Below are 15,230 nucleotides of genomic sequence, written 5' to 3' on the forward strand. Positions count from 1 at the left end.
ATCTATGCCTTGTTGTCTGATGGCTTGTGGGCGTGTGGATTTTTATAAAACCTTACAAAAAACCTTAGAATTTCTGCCGTTGTGGTAGCGTTGTTGGCGTTCAATGGGTAGGGCGGTAACTTCGGTTTCATAAAAACCATGCTCAATGAACCAATGGCTAGTATGCGTGGTTAGAGCAAAAATGCGTAAAAACCCCAAACTTTTCGCCTGATGTTCCATGAATCTTAACAAGTCATCGCCACGACTGCCACCACGATAGTCAGGGTGAATGGCAATACTGGCAATCTCTGCACCATGTTCATCAAGCGGATACAAGGCCGCACAGCCAACGACCATGCCATCTCGCTCAATGACGCTATAATGTTCAATGTCTGCTTCTAATCGTTGTTGGGGTCTGGCGATGAGAATGCCTGCTTCTTCTAGCGGTTTTAGTAGAGCAAGTAAGCCGACCACATCGCTAAGCGTAGCGGCTCGGATTTGATCATAAGGCGTGCGAGTAATCATCGTGCCTAGCCCATCGGTGGTGAATAGCTCTTCAAGCAGTACGCCATCTTTAGCAAAGGGTAGAATGTGTGTTCTTTCTACCACATCGCTCACGCCAATGGCACAGTCTATCAGTCTGCCCATCTCGTCTGTAGCGAGTGGTTGTGTTAGTAGTGCTGTTGCTTCTTGGGTGGTGAGTTCACGGACGAGATGACCGTCATGGTAGATGGCATCTTCTGCCAACAAGATGAGCTTGTCCGCTTGCAAGGCACAGGCGGTATGTTTGGCGACATCTTCGGCTGATAGATTGAAAATATCGCCTGTTGCCGAAAAACCAATGGGGCTTAAGATGACGATATACCCTTGTTTTAGATTATGATGAATGGCGGTGCTGTCAATACTGCGTACTTCGCCTGTCATCTGATGGTCAATGCCACCACGCACGCCATAGGGTCTGGCGGCGATGAAGTTGCCAGAAACAGCGTCAATGCGTGCACCGAACATGGGCGAGTTGGCAAGCCCCATGGACAGCCGTGCTTCTAGCGATAGGCGAATCGACCCCACAGCCGATAGAATGTGTGGCATGGCGACAGCAGGCGTGATGCGAAGGTTCTTGTGAGTACTGCTGTCAATGCCTGCTTGGGCTAGTGTCTGCTCAATCTGTGGGCGTGCCCCATGAACCAATACCAGACGAATACCCAAGCTATGCAGTAGTGCAAAATCATGAATCAAGCGGTTAAAATCAGGGTGTGCCACCGTCTCGCCACCGAACATGATGACAAAAGTCTTGTTACGGTGAGTGTTGATATAAGGGGCACAATGACGAAACCACTGGATTGGATTTTGGGTGCCAGTGTGAGTGCCAGTCTGGGAGTTGGTTGGTGATGGTTGGTGATGGTTGGCTACAGGAGCGGTTGATGAGTTGTCTTGTCTCATGAGACTGCCTTGGCTAAATGACCATGATAATATTGGGCTTATGATATTAGGCTTTTTTTAGAATGCCAAGTATTTTTTTAAAAAACTGGCAAGTGTGCCGATATCTTTGCCATCTTGATGATGGCGAAAGCATGGGCTGTAAAACAAAGGCTTGCGATGGGGTTTTTGTGATATTGTCTTTTCAATTTTAAAAAATAGTTGTACAATCAAAACCATCTGTAGAAGTATTTTAACAAAAAATATTTTAAAAAACATTGTCAAAACATCAACATCAACATCAACATCAACACGATAAAGAATGGTCATCTAAGGTACACCATGTCAAATAAATCCGTACAGTCTGTGATTCATCTGCCCATGACGGCACTGTCTGGCGTGGGGGCTAGCTTGGCAGGGCGACTATCAGAGCTTGGGGTACATAGAATCTTTGATATGCTCATGCACCTGCCCCGTGATTATGAGGATAGGACTCGCCTTGTGCCGATTGGCAATGTTGAGCATGGCATGAGCGTACTGGTGCGTGGTGTGGTAACGAATGTTGAGATGAACCGAACTGGCATGAGTGTCGCCATTGATGATGATACAGGGGTACTGGTGCTTAGGTTTTTTAAGACCTATGCAGGGCTAAAAAACACGATGGTACTAGGGGCAAACATCACCGCCTTTGGCGAGATTAAAGTCAGTCGCTATGGGGTGCAGATGGCACACCCAGAGTATCACATCACAGGGACAAGGTCGTTTGAGAGTGGGCTGTTGCCGATTTATCCTGCTGTCAAGGGACTACATCAGAACAAAATCCGCCAGTTGGTTCGTCTTGCCATCAATGCCGTTTCACATGAAACCTTATATTGCCTATCTGCCGATGAGTTGCATCAAGCAGGCGTGCTAGATGTGCAGGCGGATTTATTGACCGCACTCAAGCAGATCCATCTACCGGATAAAGATGCCGATATCTTTGCTCAGACGGCACTACTAGAGGGGCTAAAAGAACGCACGCACCCTGCCTGTCGCCGTCTCATTATTGAGGAGCTAGTGGCACATCAGTTGGCTTTTTTGTATCGCCGTAACAACCTTTATCAGCACAAAGCCCCATACTGCGATGCGACCAGTCCACTGGCGGACAGGCTAGTTGCTAGCTTGCCATTTGAGCTGACCCATGCCCAAAAGCGAGTCATCGCAGAGACGGTGGCAGACATGGCGACCAGTAAGCCCATGCTAAGGCTAATCCAAGGCGATGTCGGTGCAGGCAAGACGCTAGTGGCGGCACTCACGGCGTGCCATGCCCTAGATAGTGGTTGGCAGGTGGCAGTGATGGCACCGACCGAGATTTTGGCAGAACAGCATTTCATCAATTTTCAAAAATGGTTTGAGCCGTTGGGCGTGGGCGTGGGTTTTTTGGCAGGCAAGCAGACCACCAAAGAAAAAAACGCCATGCTCTCACAAATCATCGCCAACGAGGTGCAGGTCGTGGTAGGGACGCACGCTTTATTCCAAGATGGTGTCGTGTTCGCCAAATTGGGCTTGGTCATCATTGATGAACAGCACCGCTTTGGGGTGGAACAAAGATTGCGTCTTGCCAATAAAGGTGTCGCCAACGCCACACCGCATCAGCTTGCCATGACCGCCACACCCATTCCAAGAACACTCGCCATGAGTATGTATGGCGACATGGACATCTCAGTGATTGATGAACTACCGCCCAACCGCACGCCAATCACTACCGTAACTATCAGCCGAGACCGCCGTGATGAAGTCATCGAGAGAATCTCTGTCAACTGTCAAGCAGGCAAGCAAGCCTACTGGGTGTGTCCTTTGGTTGAGGAATCTAGCGTCCTAGACGCACAGTCGGCAGAGCTGTTGTATGCAGATTTGTGCGAGCGTCTGGACATTCGTGTTGGGCTAGTGCATGGCAAGATGAAGCCTGCTGACAAACAGGCAGTCATGCACCAGTTTAAGCTAGGCGATATTGACCTACTGGTCGCCACCACCGTCATTGAGGTGGGCGTAGATGTGCCTAATGCGTCCTTGATGGTGATTGAAAATGCCGAGCGTCTGGGTCTATCACAGCTACACCAGCTGCGTGGGCGTGTGGGGCGTGGCTTAAACAAATCTTTTTGTGTACTGCTGTATCAGCTACCATTATCGCCCACAGGCATTCAACGGCTCAATGTACTAAAATACAGTACCGATGGCTTTGTGATTGCCCAAAAAGACCTAGAACTGCGTGGGGCAGGCGAGTTGTTGGGCAAACGCCAAACAGGCGATATGGGCTACTATCTGGCGGATATCGTGCGTGATGAGGTGCTACTCGTGGCGGCACACAGTATCGCCCATCGGCTGATGCAGTCGGACGACAGGCACGACTCACGGCAGATGTTGGCACAGCGGATGATAGACACATGGCTACCCCAGACCAAAGACTATGTCAATGCCTAGTAAAGACCAAACCAACGCCTAATAAATACCAAGACAAGACCACGCCAAGACCGTGCAAAGTCATCGCATAGACACCCAAAAACAAGCCATACACCCCCAACCAAGTACCTAGCTAGGCGTAGGGCTTTTGGTATGATTTGTATAACAATTGTTAATGGAATGAAAGTAATGTTTGCTTTTGCAGGGGGGAGTATAATAATTATCGGCGTGTTATGGATGCGTCATTTTTTGCCAGTATTCATGGTAACAACGCCAAACTTAATTTTTTTAATCTTTTATAGGTTTTCTTAAATGAAAAAAATTTTTCTTGCTACAGCAGTAGTATTTTCAGCTTTAGCTTCAACCACCGCTTCTGCACAAGTTGCTGGATATGCTGGCAAATATGATGGTAAGGTTAAATTTGAAGGCGAGGTTATTGACCAAGCTTGTATCATTAAAACTGGTACAACGAACAAACTGTTACTTTGGACAAAGTGCAAGCAACCAAGTTAGATGTAGCCGGTAAAGTGGCTGGTGGTAAAAACTTTTCTATTGAATTAGAGGGTTGTAAAACAGATAGTCTCAACCAATTAGTGCGTGTTGAATTCCGTACTTCTCCAAATGTTGATACCGTAACTTATACATTAAAAAATCTTGAAGAGGGTCAGCCTACCTACGCATCTAATGTAAACTTGCGTTTGAATGAAGTAAATGGTACGCCAATCCAGATTGGTAATGCAGCCTATAGAGGTCAGCAATATCAACCTTTAAACGGTCTAGCAAATGGTGCTATGCAATATTCTGTTGAATACTATGCAATTGGTCAAGCAACAGTGGGTAAAGTAAAGTCTGAAGTAGAATACTCTATCGTTTAGTCAGACACTGCGTGTGGTCTATACTGGCGAGCCACTGCCACAGGACCGTGAATCGGTGTTTTATCTTAATGTATTATACATTCCACCCAAGCCAACCGAAGCGGAGACCAAAGGACAAAGCTATCTGCAAATGTCTATCCGTAGCCGTATCAAGTTCTTTTTCCGACCGGCACTGGCGATGGACATCGCAGACGCCCCACAGCAGGTAAAATGGACACTAAACGGCGAGACGCTCACCGCCACCAACCCAACCCCTTATCACATCACTTTTAGTAATGTTGAGGCGATAGGACAAGCAGAGCCTGCCAGTGTTGAAAAAATTGGTATGGTAAAGCCATTTGATACGCTAGATTTTTCAATCAAAAACGCACAAGGTGCAAAAAACATCAAATGGCAAATCATCAATGATTATGGCGGCTATCAAGATGGCGAAACGCCACTACAATAACCTGCCATCGGTTGTTGTCATCGCCCAATATGGCAGGATTTCTCCCACCACAAAAGCGGCATTCATCGCACCCTGTTTGGTCAGGGTTTGAATCGTTTGGGTGAGCGTTTAATTGTTTGTCAAATCACTGTTTAATCACTGTTCAATCACGATAAATCATTGTTAAACTTGTTGTTATTGTTATAAAATATGCTTAAGCACCCCATTGGTGGGTGATATTAAAGGAAACACCCTTGTGAAAAAACGCCTTTGTTTGCTCTGTCAAAAACCACCTTGATGGTCTTATCGGGATTGGCTTTGCAATCTGCCAATGCTGAGCCTGTTGGGCAGATTGATGGTGGGCAACTAATCGGTGAGGCAGATGTATCATCAAACACATCATCAGACACGGCAGAGTCGTGGTCGTCTGATGTGGGTGATGACTTTGTTGAATTCAGTAGCAGTTTTTTACGCAGTGAAAAACAAGAAAACCGCATTGATGTTAGGCGTTTTGGCTATGCTGACGCCGTGCCAAGTGGTGAGTATGATTCAGACATTTATGTCAATGGCGAGCATAAAGGCACTGGCAAAATCCGCTATATAGAGCAGGACAACCGCAGTGTACTATGCCTAACGCCCCAACTTAAGACGATACTAGACCTAAAAGATGAGGCGTTCGGTGCTATCTCTGCCGATACTGACTGTGTGCCGTTCCACCGAGCGGTCAAGGGGACAGCCAAGTTTAACTTGGGTAATTTCCGCTTTGATTTGACCATTCCACAGGCGTTGGTTGTGCGTCGTCCTAGAGGTTGGATTCGCCTGCACTGTGGCAAGATGGCGTACCTACGGCATATGTGAACTACAATGTCAATCATTGCCGTTCTTTTGCCAAATCAGGGTCAATTACCGACCAGTCTTATCTAGGCATTCAAGGCGGTATCAATCTGCTTGGTTGGGGGCATTCGCCACAGTGGTTCAAAAGAGTTTAGCCGTAACCGTTTTGGCGAGCGAAGCACAGGTAAATATATCAGCAACGAGACCTACGCACGGCGTGGCATTGTCGCCATTGGTGGCGAGCTGACGGTGGGCGATTTTAATGCAGGTGGACAGTTGGTCGAGGGCGTCGCTTTGCGTGGGGTGAGTATCGCCAGTGATGACCGTATGTTGCCAACAGTAACGCAAAAGTTACCATCTATCAAGCCAAGCATATTTTGTATCAGACCACCGTACCGGCAGGGCCGTTTGTAATTGATGACCTGTATCCAACTGGCTATGTTGGCGATTTGACGGTGGAGATTACAGAAGCCAACAGATTGTGGTTCGCACCTTTAATGTGCCTTATGCTAGCGTTGCTCAGCTCATGCGTCAGGGGCGGTGGCGTTATCAAGTGTATCGCTATGGCGACTATCTTTCAAAAGCCAAGCTAGTACAAGGTTCGTTGCAATACGGCTTTAGTAATAACCTAACCTTAAACGGTGCAGCACAGCTGACTCGTAACTACCGCTCGGTCTTAGGTGGTATGGCATTTAATACGCCGATTGGGGCATTCTCTACCGACATAACCTATTCAATCGCTGATTTGCCCTACGAGCCCAACTCACAAAAAGGCTACAGTATCCACGCTGAGTATAGCGTTAGCGTACCCAGAACCGATACGAGCGTAACACTGGTGGCATATCGTTATTCTAGCTGTGATTTTCACACGCTACAAGATACCATCTGGCACAACGATCAGCCACTGTACCTAGAAAATCTGCGTACGCTCAATGCCAGACTAAAAAACCAAACACAACTGGTTGTCAGTCAGCGGTTGGGCGAAAACAAAGGCACGCTGTTTTTGTCTGGGGTGAGACGCACATTTTGGAACAGTCCAAAACACATCAACCAATTCCAATTTAGCTACTCCAACCGTTATAAGAAGCTAAGCTATAATTTAGGCTATAGCCACACTTATGACAGTGAGGAAAACAAGACCGATAAGCGAGTGTATGCGTCCGTTTCTATACCGATGAGCGATTCTAGTGCTCCGACCTTATCAAGCAGTTACAGCACCAATGGCGATAACAGCCAAAGAAGCGTCTCTATGTCTGGCTCGCTCGGACAAGCACGCAACTGGAACTATGGCGTAGGGGCTACTCTGGCTCAGACAGTGGCAGTGCCATCTCTGCCAACTTGGGCTATGATCACCGCTATGTCAGCCTATCGTCCACTGCTGCCCAAGACAGCAACCGCAACCGTCAGTTCTGTCTCGGCAAATGGTGGCATTGTCGTCCACCCCAAAGGCATTACGCTAGCGAAAAATGTGGGCGACAGCTTTGCAATCATTCATGCCAAAGGGGCTGAGGGGGCAACGGTTGGTGCAGGTGGCATAAAGATTGACCGCTTCGGTAATGCGATTGTAAACTACCTATCCCCTTATGAAGAAAACAGCGTTACCATCGATCCGGACAATCTACCGTTCAATGTGGAGCTATCTTCTACCAAACAAGAGGTCATTCCAAAGGCGGATAGTGCCATTTTGTTAGATTTTAAAGCCAAGCAGAACGCTATGGTGTTGTTTGATGTTACTCTGGAAAATGGTGGTATTCCACCGATGGCGGCAGAAGCCTTTGATGAGCAAGGCAAGATGATAGGCTATGTGGTACAAGGCGGACGACTGTTCGCAGGCGATCTACAAAAAACTGCCGGCAAGATAAAAATCGTGTGGGGTGGTGGTAAAGCCGACCGCTGTGTGTTTGATTACCACATTCCAAACCTTAACCGCACAAACAGCCAAGCCGTCAATACCTATGCGGTGCAGTGTCAAGCACAATAACCCTTTGGTAAAAATCGTATCATCATACCGCTTGTGTGGGGCGAATCGCCCCTGCTGATAGACCGGCTAATCAGTCCGGTTAAAACAATAAAAAGCACAAGTTTGATATTTTCGGCATTTTGCCAAACAGATAGGAATAACGATGAAATTTGGTCAATCTTCTTTATTTTTACGCCACTTGTTACAACTTTCGGTCGCTCTTTTTTGTGGATTAAATTTGGAAACGGCGTTTGCTCAGGCAGCTGCACCGACCGAAGGAATTTGAGAACACAATCAAGGGATGACTGTGTGGGCATGTCGAGCTAGAATCCAGTCTCGTCCTGCCGGTGTCGGTAATGATATTGTTGTGATTGAGGAAGGTAATGGCTTACCGAGTGAGTTGTGCATTTTTGACCGAAATACTCGAGGTCAGCGTATAGTGATTTCAGCACAGGGTACGGTTAGCTACCCTAGAGATACATTGACGCTTAACCATTCACTAGGTAGGCAAACCTCTCAAATTAATTTATGGATTTCTGGTACGCCGAGAAATGATACGCAATATCGTGGGGGAACAGCACCTTGGACTTTAGGTGCGGATGTTACGGTTACTCTACCGATTATAACCACGATAGGTGGGCAGACTATTTACGAACTAGAACCCACGAAAACAGTTGGACTTCGTCTATGGATGGGGGTGGGGGCTGCAGGGCAGCGAATACGATGGTGAATGATGGTTATAAGACAGCTGGCAATAGGCGTAAGGGTAATTATTGGAATGAAATTCGCAGACGGAGTACTAATCACCCTTTTCGAATACAATCTGAGATCATACTGCTAAAACCCGATGCTGTTGGTCAAACTATTGTGGTGAATGAACAAGTGGCAGGGATGTTTAAATTGCATACAGAGATGGGGAAGATTTCAGGAAAAATTGATTACCCCATCAATATTAGACGAATGGAGTTTACCTTTTTGCCTCGTACTTGCGACTATTCAGGGTTAAAAGATCAGACGGTGAAGCTGGATAAGATTGGTGTTGGACACTTTGCTAATGGACGCAATGAAGTATATGGCGGTACGACAACCGTGAATTTAAATTGTGATCGAGGGGCAAATGTCGAACCTTGGGTTGTTTTGACCGATAACAACAATGTGAGTAATACAACCTCTGTTCTAACACCTGCGGCGGGTTCTACTGCCCAAAATGTTGGTATTCAGGTATATCTAAATGACAGTAAGACACCGGTTAAATTTGGTCCTGTCGTGTACAATGCAGGAACTCAAGGTACATTGGGGCAGGCAATCACTAAACAAACAGGATATATGCAAAAGCTTGGCAATAAGGCAGATACTCAAAATGGAGCAAGAAGCTATCCTTTAACATTTACCGCCAAATATTTTAGAACTAACACTCAAGATATTGTACCAGGTAAGGTCAATGGTGAGATGATGTTTACTTTCTCGTATTATTAAGCCGTATCGGTGGTGTTCTAAAAAGGGAGATGATAGCTCCCTTTTTTGTTGGTGTGTTTTGGTTTTAGGGACAAGGGGTGTGGCTAATCTGTGATGCGTGCTGTAGATACAGCTGATGTAGTCTTTGCAGCTGTGGGTATAGCTCAGCTAGTGATTGGCTGTTGTCCACGATGTCATCGGCTACTGCTAGCCGTTGTGCTCGTGTGGCTTGTTTGGCGATGATGGCATTGACATACGCCAGTTGGTCGGTGTGCGATAGCTTGTGGACATCACGCTTGATGGCACGCTGTCTTTGTATATCCAGTGGTACATCTACCACCAAGATACGCTGACACAGCTGAGCAAGGTTGGGCGTGCGACCCATGCCTTCAACCAACAGCGGTACAGATAAGATGCGATAGGCAGAGTTGCTATTTGCCAAAGCGGTGCGAATGGCGTGCTGAATGTGTGGGTGGGTGATGGTGTTTAGTTTGTTGATGTCGTCTGGGTGTGTCAGCAGATGCTCTCGCATGGCAGGGCGATGATAGTTGCCATCGGCATCAATCACCCACTCGCCAAATACCGCCACCAGTTCATCTAAAACAGGACTGCCTTTGGCACTGATGGTGTGGGCGATGACATCAGCATCAATGACATCAATGTGTTGTTGTGCAAACCAGTCGCTGACGGCACTTTTACCACTGCCGATACCGCCTGTAAGTCCGATGGTGAGTGTCATGATGATTTCTTGTTTTGATTGATTGCTTATGTTGATTGGCTATTGATTGGTTTAGACCATCAAATACCATGCCCAAAATTGCTCGCCAAAAAGCATGGCAATCAGACCGCCAATCGCCAGATAAGGGCCAAAAGCCAGTGTTGAGTCATGACGACCGCCAAAGACTCTACCCATGACACCGACCATCACGCCAAGCAATGAAGCGATTAGCACAATGATGGGTATGGCAGACACACCAAGCCACGCCCCAAGCACTCCAAGCAGTTTGGCATCGCCTAGCCCCAAGCCGTCTTGATGAATGAACCATCGGCACAGCACATTGACACCCCAAAACACCACAAATCCCACCACCAAGCCCCATATTGACAGCACAGGTGTGGTGAATAACGCTGCGGTATTGGCTAGCAGTCCAATCATGCCCAGTGGTGCAAGCAGGCGGTCAGGCAATAGCCTAACTTGCCAATCAATACAAGACAATGCCACCAAATACCACACAAAAACAAGTGCCAGTAGCATCTGAGTATTCGCCCCAAAGTGATGGGCGATCATCATGGATAGCAGGGCGGTGATTGCGGTGATGAGATGGTTGGAGTGGGTGGGGCTATCTGCACGATGGCTGTGCAAATGTAGGCTGTCTAGGCGTGCTTTGGTGGTGTCATCAATGCGATCGTCATGCTGAATGAATGCCATCACTTCATGCCACCACTGATTCATCATGGTCATCGGTGTACGATGAGCGATGATATTGATAAATCTACCCATCACAAGACCGATGACACCCACCAAGATGGCAAGCGTTGGCTGATGGGCGAGCAGGGTGGATAATAGGGCTTTGATGTTATCCATGGGGGTTTACTCCCATTTGAAAGATGGGCAGATAGATTGCCATGACGACCAAGCCGACAATCACGCCTAAGAGTGCCATCACAGCAGGTTCAACCAAACTTGTCAGACCGTCTATGTGTTGATTGACTTGGTCGTCATAATAATCTGCGATGGTATCTAGTATTTGGGGCAGTCTGCCTGCTTCTTCTCCCACCTGAATCATCTGCACCGTCATCGGCAAAAACAGCGTGCTTTTGGTTAGAGCATCGGCTAATTTTTTGCCAGCTTGCACCTGATCTGTGATGATTTTTAGCTCTTTGATGAAAGCGTGATGATGGGTTGCTTGTGCAGATAGTTCTATGGCGTTGGTGAGTGGAATGCCTGCTTGGCAGGTTGTGGCGAGCGTTCTGGTAAAACGAGCTAAGGCACTTTTTATGGTGATGGTCTTGATGATGGGCAGTTGTAGGCTTAAGCGGTATAATGGCCAAGAGATTCGGTCGGTTTTTTTTAACCAAATTATCCCAAGCATAATGATACAAATGATGGTAATTAGCGACCAAAAATGAGCCACCAGTACATCGGATATCGTCATGATGATGCGAGTGGGTAGGGGTAGCTCTTGGTTTAGATTGCCAAACATCTGAGCAAAAATCGGCACAACTTTAATGAGTAAAATGACAGTTACGATGACTGCCACCACCATGACAAAGATGGGGTAATACATGGCTTTTTTGAGCTTGTTTTTGAGTGTCTCTAGTCGCTCTTGGTATTGGGCGATGCGTGTGAGCATGACATCAAGACAGCCTGAGCGTTCGCCTGCATCAACCAAGGCGATAGTCAGCCCACCAAACGCCGTGTGTTTTTTTAGGGCGTGGGCGAGACTCAAGCCTGATTCAATATCGGTTTTGATGGTGCTGATGGCGGTCTTTAGTGTGGGGTTGTTGCTGTTTTGTTGGGCGGTATCTAGTGCTTTGGTTAGGGCAATGCCTGAAAGTAGCATGGTGGACATCTGCCGAAAAAATAGAGTCATATCGGTGGAGCTGATGGGTTTTGTCCATGTCAGCGAGCGGTGTTTTTGGCGAATACTGGTGGGGGCAATGTTCTTTTTGTGTAGTTGTAGGCGTGCCATGTGCAAGGTAGGGGCATCTATCTCGCCACTTAGCTTGTCGCCACGCAGTCCTATGCCTTTGTAGGTGTAGGTTTTGTTGGTGGGTTTGGTGTATTTGGTGGGCTTAATGGGCTTAGTCATGCGTGAGTCTTTCCATCTCTTGTAAACTGATGATGCCTAGCATGGCTTGTTGTTTGGCGGATTGCCTGATGGATTGATGGCCTTGTCGGTTGGCGTATGCCTGAAGCTCTTGGCGTGGTGTATCTGCCATGATGAGTGTGGCAAGTTTGGGGGTAATGGGCAGTACTTCATAGATACCAATGCGTCCACGATACCCCTCTCGGCAGGCATGACACCCCACCGCCTCAAAGAAAGTCGCCTGTGCAATGTCTGTATCACCAAAGCCAAGCTGTGTTAGGCTTTGGTGGGGGATTTGTACAGGTTTTTTGCAGTGTTGGCAGAGTCTGCGAGCCAATCGTTGGGCGATGATGAGACTGATGGAGCTTGCGATATTAAAGGTGGCAACGCCCATGTTTTTTAGGCGAATCACCGCATCAAGGGCGGAGTTGGTGTGCAAAGTGGACAACACCAAATGCCCTGTCTGGGCGGCTTTGATGGCGATTTCTGCTGTCTGTATGTCTCGAATCTCGCCCACCATGATAACATCTGGGTCTTGGCGTAAAAAGGCACGCAACACCTCAGCAAAATCTAGCCCAATCTTTGGGTGGATATTGACTTGATTGATGCCGTCAAGCTGAATCTCCACAGGGTCTTCTACTGTCTGAATGTTGATGGTGGGCTGATTTAAGATACCTAGCCCTGTATATAGTGAGATGGTTTTGCCTGAGCCTGTCGGACCTGTGATGAGTATCATGCCTTGTGATTTTTTTAGGGCGGTCAGATACAGGTGTTTTTGTTCATCATTCATGCCCAATGCGTCCATGCCAATGATTGCTTGGGTGCAGTCCAGTAGCCGTAGAACAATCTTTTCGCCAAATAAGGTCGGTGTGGTGCTGATACGAAAATCTATGGACTTGCCACCATGTTCATTAGCCCAAAACTTAATACGGCCATCCTGGGGTTTTCGGCATTCGGCGATGTCAAGCTGAGCCATCACTTTTAGGCGAGTGCTAATCTGACGGCTAGAAGTCTTAGGCGGTGTGGCGACAACCTGCATGACGCCATCAATGCGAAATCTGACTTGATAATGGTGCTCAAACGGCTCAAAATGTATGTCGGATGCCCCAAGTGCGATGGCGTCTTGTAGGATTTTTTGGACGAATTTTACCGTTGGTGTCTCTAGTAGGGCATCAATATTATCGGTGGGGGCGGTATCGATATCATGTTCATCATCGTGCGTGCCAAAGTCATGAAACGCCCCAAGCCGTAGGCTTTGCATGACAAAAGACAGCTTAGTCTCATCAACCAACACAGGCACGATGTGGGCATTGGTGGCAAAAGCCATCTCACTGATCATCTGTGTTCTAAGTGGATTGCTAGTAGCGATGAATACCTGCCCATCTTTGTGTGCTAAGATTAGAACTTCATGACGATTGAGTAGCTCGGCATCAACAAGGTCATTGGGTAGGGTGGATGGGTCTATCTCATCAATATCTACAATCGTCTCGCCTAAGGCGTCGGATAATGCCTGAGCAATGGTCTTGGAAGGTAGATAATCGTACCTAACCAAAAAACGCACCAAGCTCATTGATTGCTTGGCGGATTCTTGTTCGGCTTGGCTAAGCTGAGCTAAGCTGAGTAGTTGCTTGTCTAATAAAAGCCGTGATAAGTCTGTCAAAGATGATGCGTTCATGGACAAATTATGGGTCAAAGTGATCGGCGAAAGTGATTGCTATCATGCCCTACATGATACTATATTTGCTGTATCGTGAGTATGTTTTTTGTCGGTTTGTGATAAAAAACAACAAAAAATCTGCGTATTATCAAAAAAATGCGTTATAATGACCTGTTTATAAACCGCATTTATTTTTAAGTAGGGGTCAATCAAAGGACTTATCATGATTAAGTATGTCATTGGTAACTGGAAATTAAACCCAGCAACGCTCGCTGATGCCACCGCACTCGCTCACGCCATCAGTTTGGCATCAAAGCAGGCAAGTTGCCATATTGGTTGTTGTCCTACTTTTTTGCATCTTGGGGCGGTTAAAGAGATTTTAAAAGACTCATCTGTTTGGGTGGGTGCTCAAGATGTCTGTGCATTTGGCAAGACGGGTGCATTCACAGGCGATGTATCCGCCACCCAAGTGGTTGATATGGGTGCAAACTTCACTCTCATCGGTCATTCAGAACGCCGTAGCTATCATGGCGAGACGAATGTGGTGCTAGCAGATAAGATTAGGCACGCCATTGATGTTGGTTTGGTTGTGGTGCTGTGTATTGGCGAGACGAAGACGCAGTACGATCAAGGCGAAACCTTGGCGGTGCTAGACGAACAGTTGTCTGTGCTTCATGGCTTAGATGTGCCTAAACAACAGCTACTCATCGCTTATGAACCTGTGTGGGCGATTGGCACTGGGCTTACGCCGACAGTTGATGAAGTTGCGATTACGCACCGCCACATTAAGGCGAACTTGGCAAGCCAAGGCATTGATGATGTGGGTGTGCTATATGGTGGCAGCGTCAATGATAACAACGCCAAAGAGCTTGCCACCTGTGAAGTGATTGATGGTGCGTTGGTGGGTGGTGCGTCATTAAAGGCAGAGAGTTTCTCTCTCATCGCTCAAGCATTCAGCTGATATCATTTGGGTTGGTTTTAAAGTTAAGATTGAAAAATATCATCAAGCAGTGATTTTAGATTATGTTTACAGTATTATTGGTTTTTCATATTGTGGTTGCCATCGCCATGGTTGGCTTGATTTTGTTGCAACATGGCAAAGGTGCTGATGCAGGTGCGTCATTTGGTGCAGGTGCAGCAGGCACGGTATTTGGTGCAGCAGGCTCAGCCAATTTTATGACTCGTGCTACTGCTGTGCTAGCGACGGTGTTTTTTGTTACCAGTTTGGTTTTGGCTTGGTACGCTCAGCGTCAAGCAGAAGACCAGCGCCGTATTGACATACCTATGGCTCACACGATGCCAGCAATGAGTACGCCAAGCACCAACGAAACACCGACAGACACGCACTAATAAAAATCACTTGATATTTTAAGATTTA

General features: G+C 47.1%; 18 protein-coding genes and 1 pseudogene. 13 read left to right on the forward strand and 6 right to left on the reverse strand.

Translation table 11 applies throughout. From position 1 onward, the window contains the following. Window positions 1-42: 42 nt before the first annotated feature. Both argA and ACERC6_RS06190 read right to left on the reverse strand, forming a co-directional pair. Window positions 43-1,419, reverse strand: coding sequence for an amino-acid N-acetyltransferase (argA, locus tag ACERC6_RS06185; protein WP_373628201.1), 1,377 nt, complete (start codon window positions 1,417-1,419; stop codon window positions 43-45). A gap of 57 nt (window positions 1,420-1,476) precedes the next feature. Then, complete coding sequence (locus ACERC6_RS06190) at window positions 1,477-1,725, reverse strand: hypothetical protein (RefSeq protein ID WP_373628202.1); 249 nt, start codon at window positions 1,723-1,725, stop codon at window positions 1,477-1,479. Window positions 1,726-1,737: 12 nt separating this feature from the next. Between ACERC6_RS06190 and recG the strand changes: the two genes are divergently transcribed. From recG to ACERC6_RS06245, 11 genes and pseudogenes are all read left to right on the forward strand, one after another. Then, a complete protein-coding gene (gene recG / locus ACERC6_RS06195; protein WP_284673524.1) occupies window positions 1,738-3,855 on the forward strand; it encodes an ATP-dependent DNA helicase RecG in 2,118 nt (705 codons plus the stop codon). Between the two features lie 291 nt (window positions 3,856-4,146). After that, window positions 4,147-4,347 carry a hypothetical protein gene (locus tag ACERC6_RS06200; RefSeq protein WP_373628203.1) on the forward strand — a complete coding sequence of 67 codons (201 nt, stop codon included), beginning with the start codon at window positions 4,147-4,149 and terminating at the stop codon, window positions 4,345-4,347. Beyond that, window positions 4,329-4,709, forward strand: a complete 381-nt coding sequence (locus ACERC6_RS06205; protein ID WP_373628204.1) for a fimbrial protein — start codon at window positions 4,329-4,331, stop codon at window positions 4,707-4,709. The genes ACERC6_RS06200 and ACERC6_RS06205 overlap by 19 nt, the downstream gene beginning before the upstream one ends. Before the next feature lie 7 nt (window positions 4,710-4,716). After that, the gene (locus ACERC6_RS06210) at window positions 4,717-5,157 is read left to right on the forward strand and encodes a molecular chaperone (RefSeq protein WP_373628248.1); all 441 of its coding nucleotides are present in this window, start codon (window positions 4,717-4,719) and stop codon (window positions 5,155-5,157) included. A gap of 276 nt (window positions 5,158-5,433) precedes the next feature. Then, window positions 5,434-5,994, forward strand: a complete 561-nt coding sequence (locus ACERC6_RS06215) for a FimD/PapC N-terminal domain-containing protein (protein WP_373628205.1) — start codon at window positions 5,434-5,436, stop codon at window positions 5,992-5,994. After that, window positions 5,991-6,125 (forward strand): hypothetical protein, encoded by a 135-nt coding sequence (locus tag ACERC6_RS06220; protein ID WP_373628207.1) that lies wholly within the window; start codon window positions 5,991-5,993, stop codon window positions 6,123-6,125. Before ACERC6_RS06215 ends, ACERC6_RS06220 begins: the two co-directional genes overlap by 4 nt. Next, window positions 6,085-6,563: pseudogene (locus ACERC6_RS06225) on the forward strand (fimbria/pilus outer membrane usher protein). The gene ACERC6_RS06220 and the pseudogene ACERC6_RS06225 overlap by 41 nt, the downstream one beginning before the upstream one ends. Beyond that, a complete protein-coding gene (locus ACERC6_RS06230; RefSeq protein WP_373628208.1) occupies window positions 6,452-7,951 on the forward strand; it encodes a fimbria/pilus outer membrane usher protein in 1,500 nt (499 codons plus the stop codon). Before ACERC6_RS06225 ends, ACERC6_RS06230 begins: the two are co-directional and overlap by 112 nt. Window positions 7,952-8,093: 142 nt before the next feature. After that, on the forward strand, window positions 8,094-8,216 hold the full coding sequence (locus ACERC6_RS06235; RefSeq protein ID WP_373628209.1) for a hypothetical protein: 123 nt from the start codon (window positions 8,094-8,096) through the stop codon (window positions 8,214-8,216). Window positions 8,217-8,231: 15 nt separating this feature from the next. Beyond that, complete coding sequence (locus tag ACERC6_RS06240) at window positions 8,232-8,660, forward strand: hypothetical protein (protein WP_373628210.1); 429 nt, start codon at window positions 8,232-8,234, stop codon at window positions 8,658-8,660. Continuing rightward, window positions 8,654-9,406, forward strand: a complete 753-nt coding sequence (locus ACERC6_RS06245) for a fimbrial protein (RefSeq protein WP_373628211.1) — start codon at window positions 8,654-8,656, stop codon at window positions 9,404-9,406. Before ACERC6_RS06240 ends, ACERC6_RS06245 begins: the two co-directional genes overlap by 7 nt. A 64-nt stretch (window positions 9,407-9,470) precedes the next feature. Here ACERC6_RS06245 and coaE read toward each other — a convergent pair whose 3' ends face one another. Genes coaE through pilB form a run of 4 tightly spaced genes read right to left on the reverse strand, consistent with a single transcriptional unit; the run spans window position 9,471 to window position 13,870 of the window. Continuing rightward, window positions 9,471-10,124 (reverse strand): dephospho-CoA kinase, encoded by a 654-nt coding sequence (gene coaE / locus ACERC6_RS06250; protein WP_284673517.1) that lies wholly within the window; start codon window positions 10,122-10,124, stop codon window positions 9,471-9,473. A 51-nt stretch (window positions 10,125-10,175) separates the two neighbouring features. Further along, on the reverse strand, window positions 10,176-10,970 hold the full coding sequence (locus ACERC6_RS06255) for an A24 family peptidase (RefSeq protein WP_284673516.1): 795 nt from the start codon (window positions 10,968-10,970) through the stop codon (window positions 10,176-10,178). Beyond that, window positions 10,963-12,198 (reverse strand): type II secretion system F family protein, encoded by a 1,236-nt coding sequence (locus tag ACERC6_RS06260; protein WP_373628213.1) that lies wholly within the window; start codon window positions 12,196-12,198, stop codon window positions 10,963-10,965. Before ACERC6_RS06260 ends, ACERC6_RS06255 begins: the two co-directional genes overlap by 8 nt. Continuing rightward, window positions 12,191-13,870, reverse strand: coding sequence for a type IV-A pilus assembly ATPase PilB (gene pilB / locus ACERC6_RS06265; protein ID WP_373628214.1), 1,680 nt, complete (start codon window positions 13,868-13,870; stop codon window positions 12,191-12,193). Before pilB ends, ACERC6_RS06260 begins: the two co-directional genes overlap by 8 nt. A gap of 205 nt (window positions 13,871-14,075) precedes the next feature. Between pilB and tpiA the strand changes: the two genes are divergently transcribed. Continuing rightward, on the forward strand, window positions 14,076-14,813 hold the full coding sequence (tpiA, locus tag ACERC6_RS06270; protein ID WP_373628216.1) for a triose-phosphate isomerase: 738 nt from the start codon (window positions 14,076-14,078) through the stop codon (window positions 14,811-14,813). Between the two features lie 62 nt (window positions 14,814-14,875). Beyond that, window positions 14,876-15,202 (forward strand): preprotein translocase subunit SecG, encoded by a 327-nt coding sequence (gene secG, locus ACERC6_RS06275; RefSeq protein ID WP_284673512.1) that lies wholly within the window; start codon window positions 14,876-14,878, stop codon window positions 15,200-15,202. Window positions 15,203-15,230: the final 28 nt, after the last annotated feature.

The sequence above is a fragment of the Moraxella sp. E33BD genome, from assembly GCF_041807865.1.
Taxonomy (GTDB): Bacteria; Pseudomonadota; Gammaproteobacteria; order Pseudomonadales; family Moraxellaceae; genus Moraxella; species Moraxella haemolytica.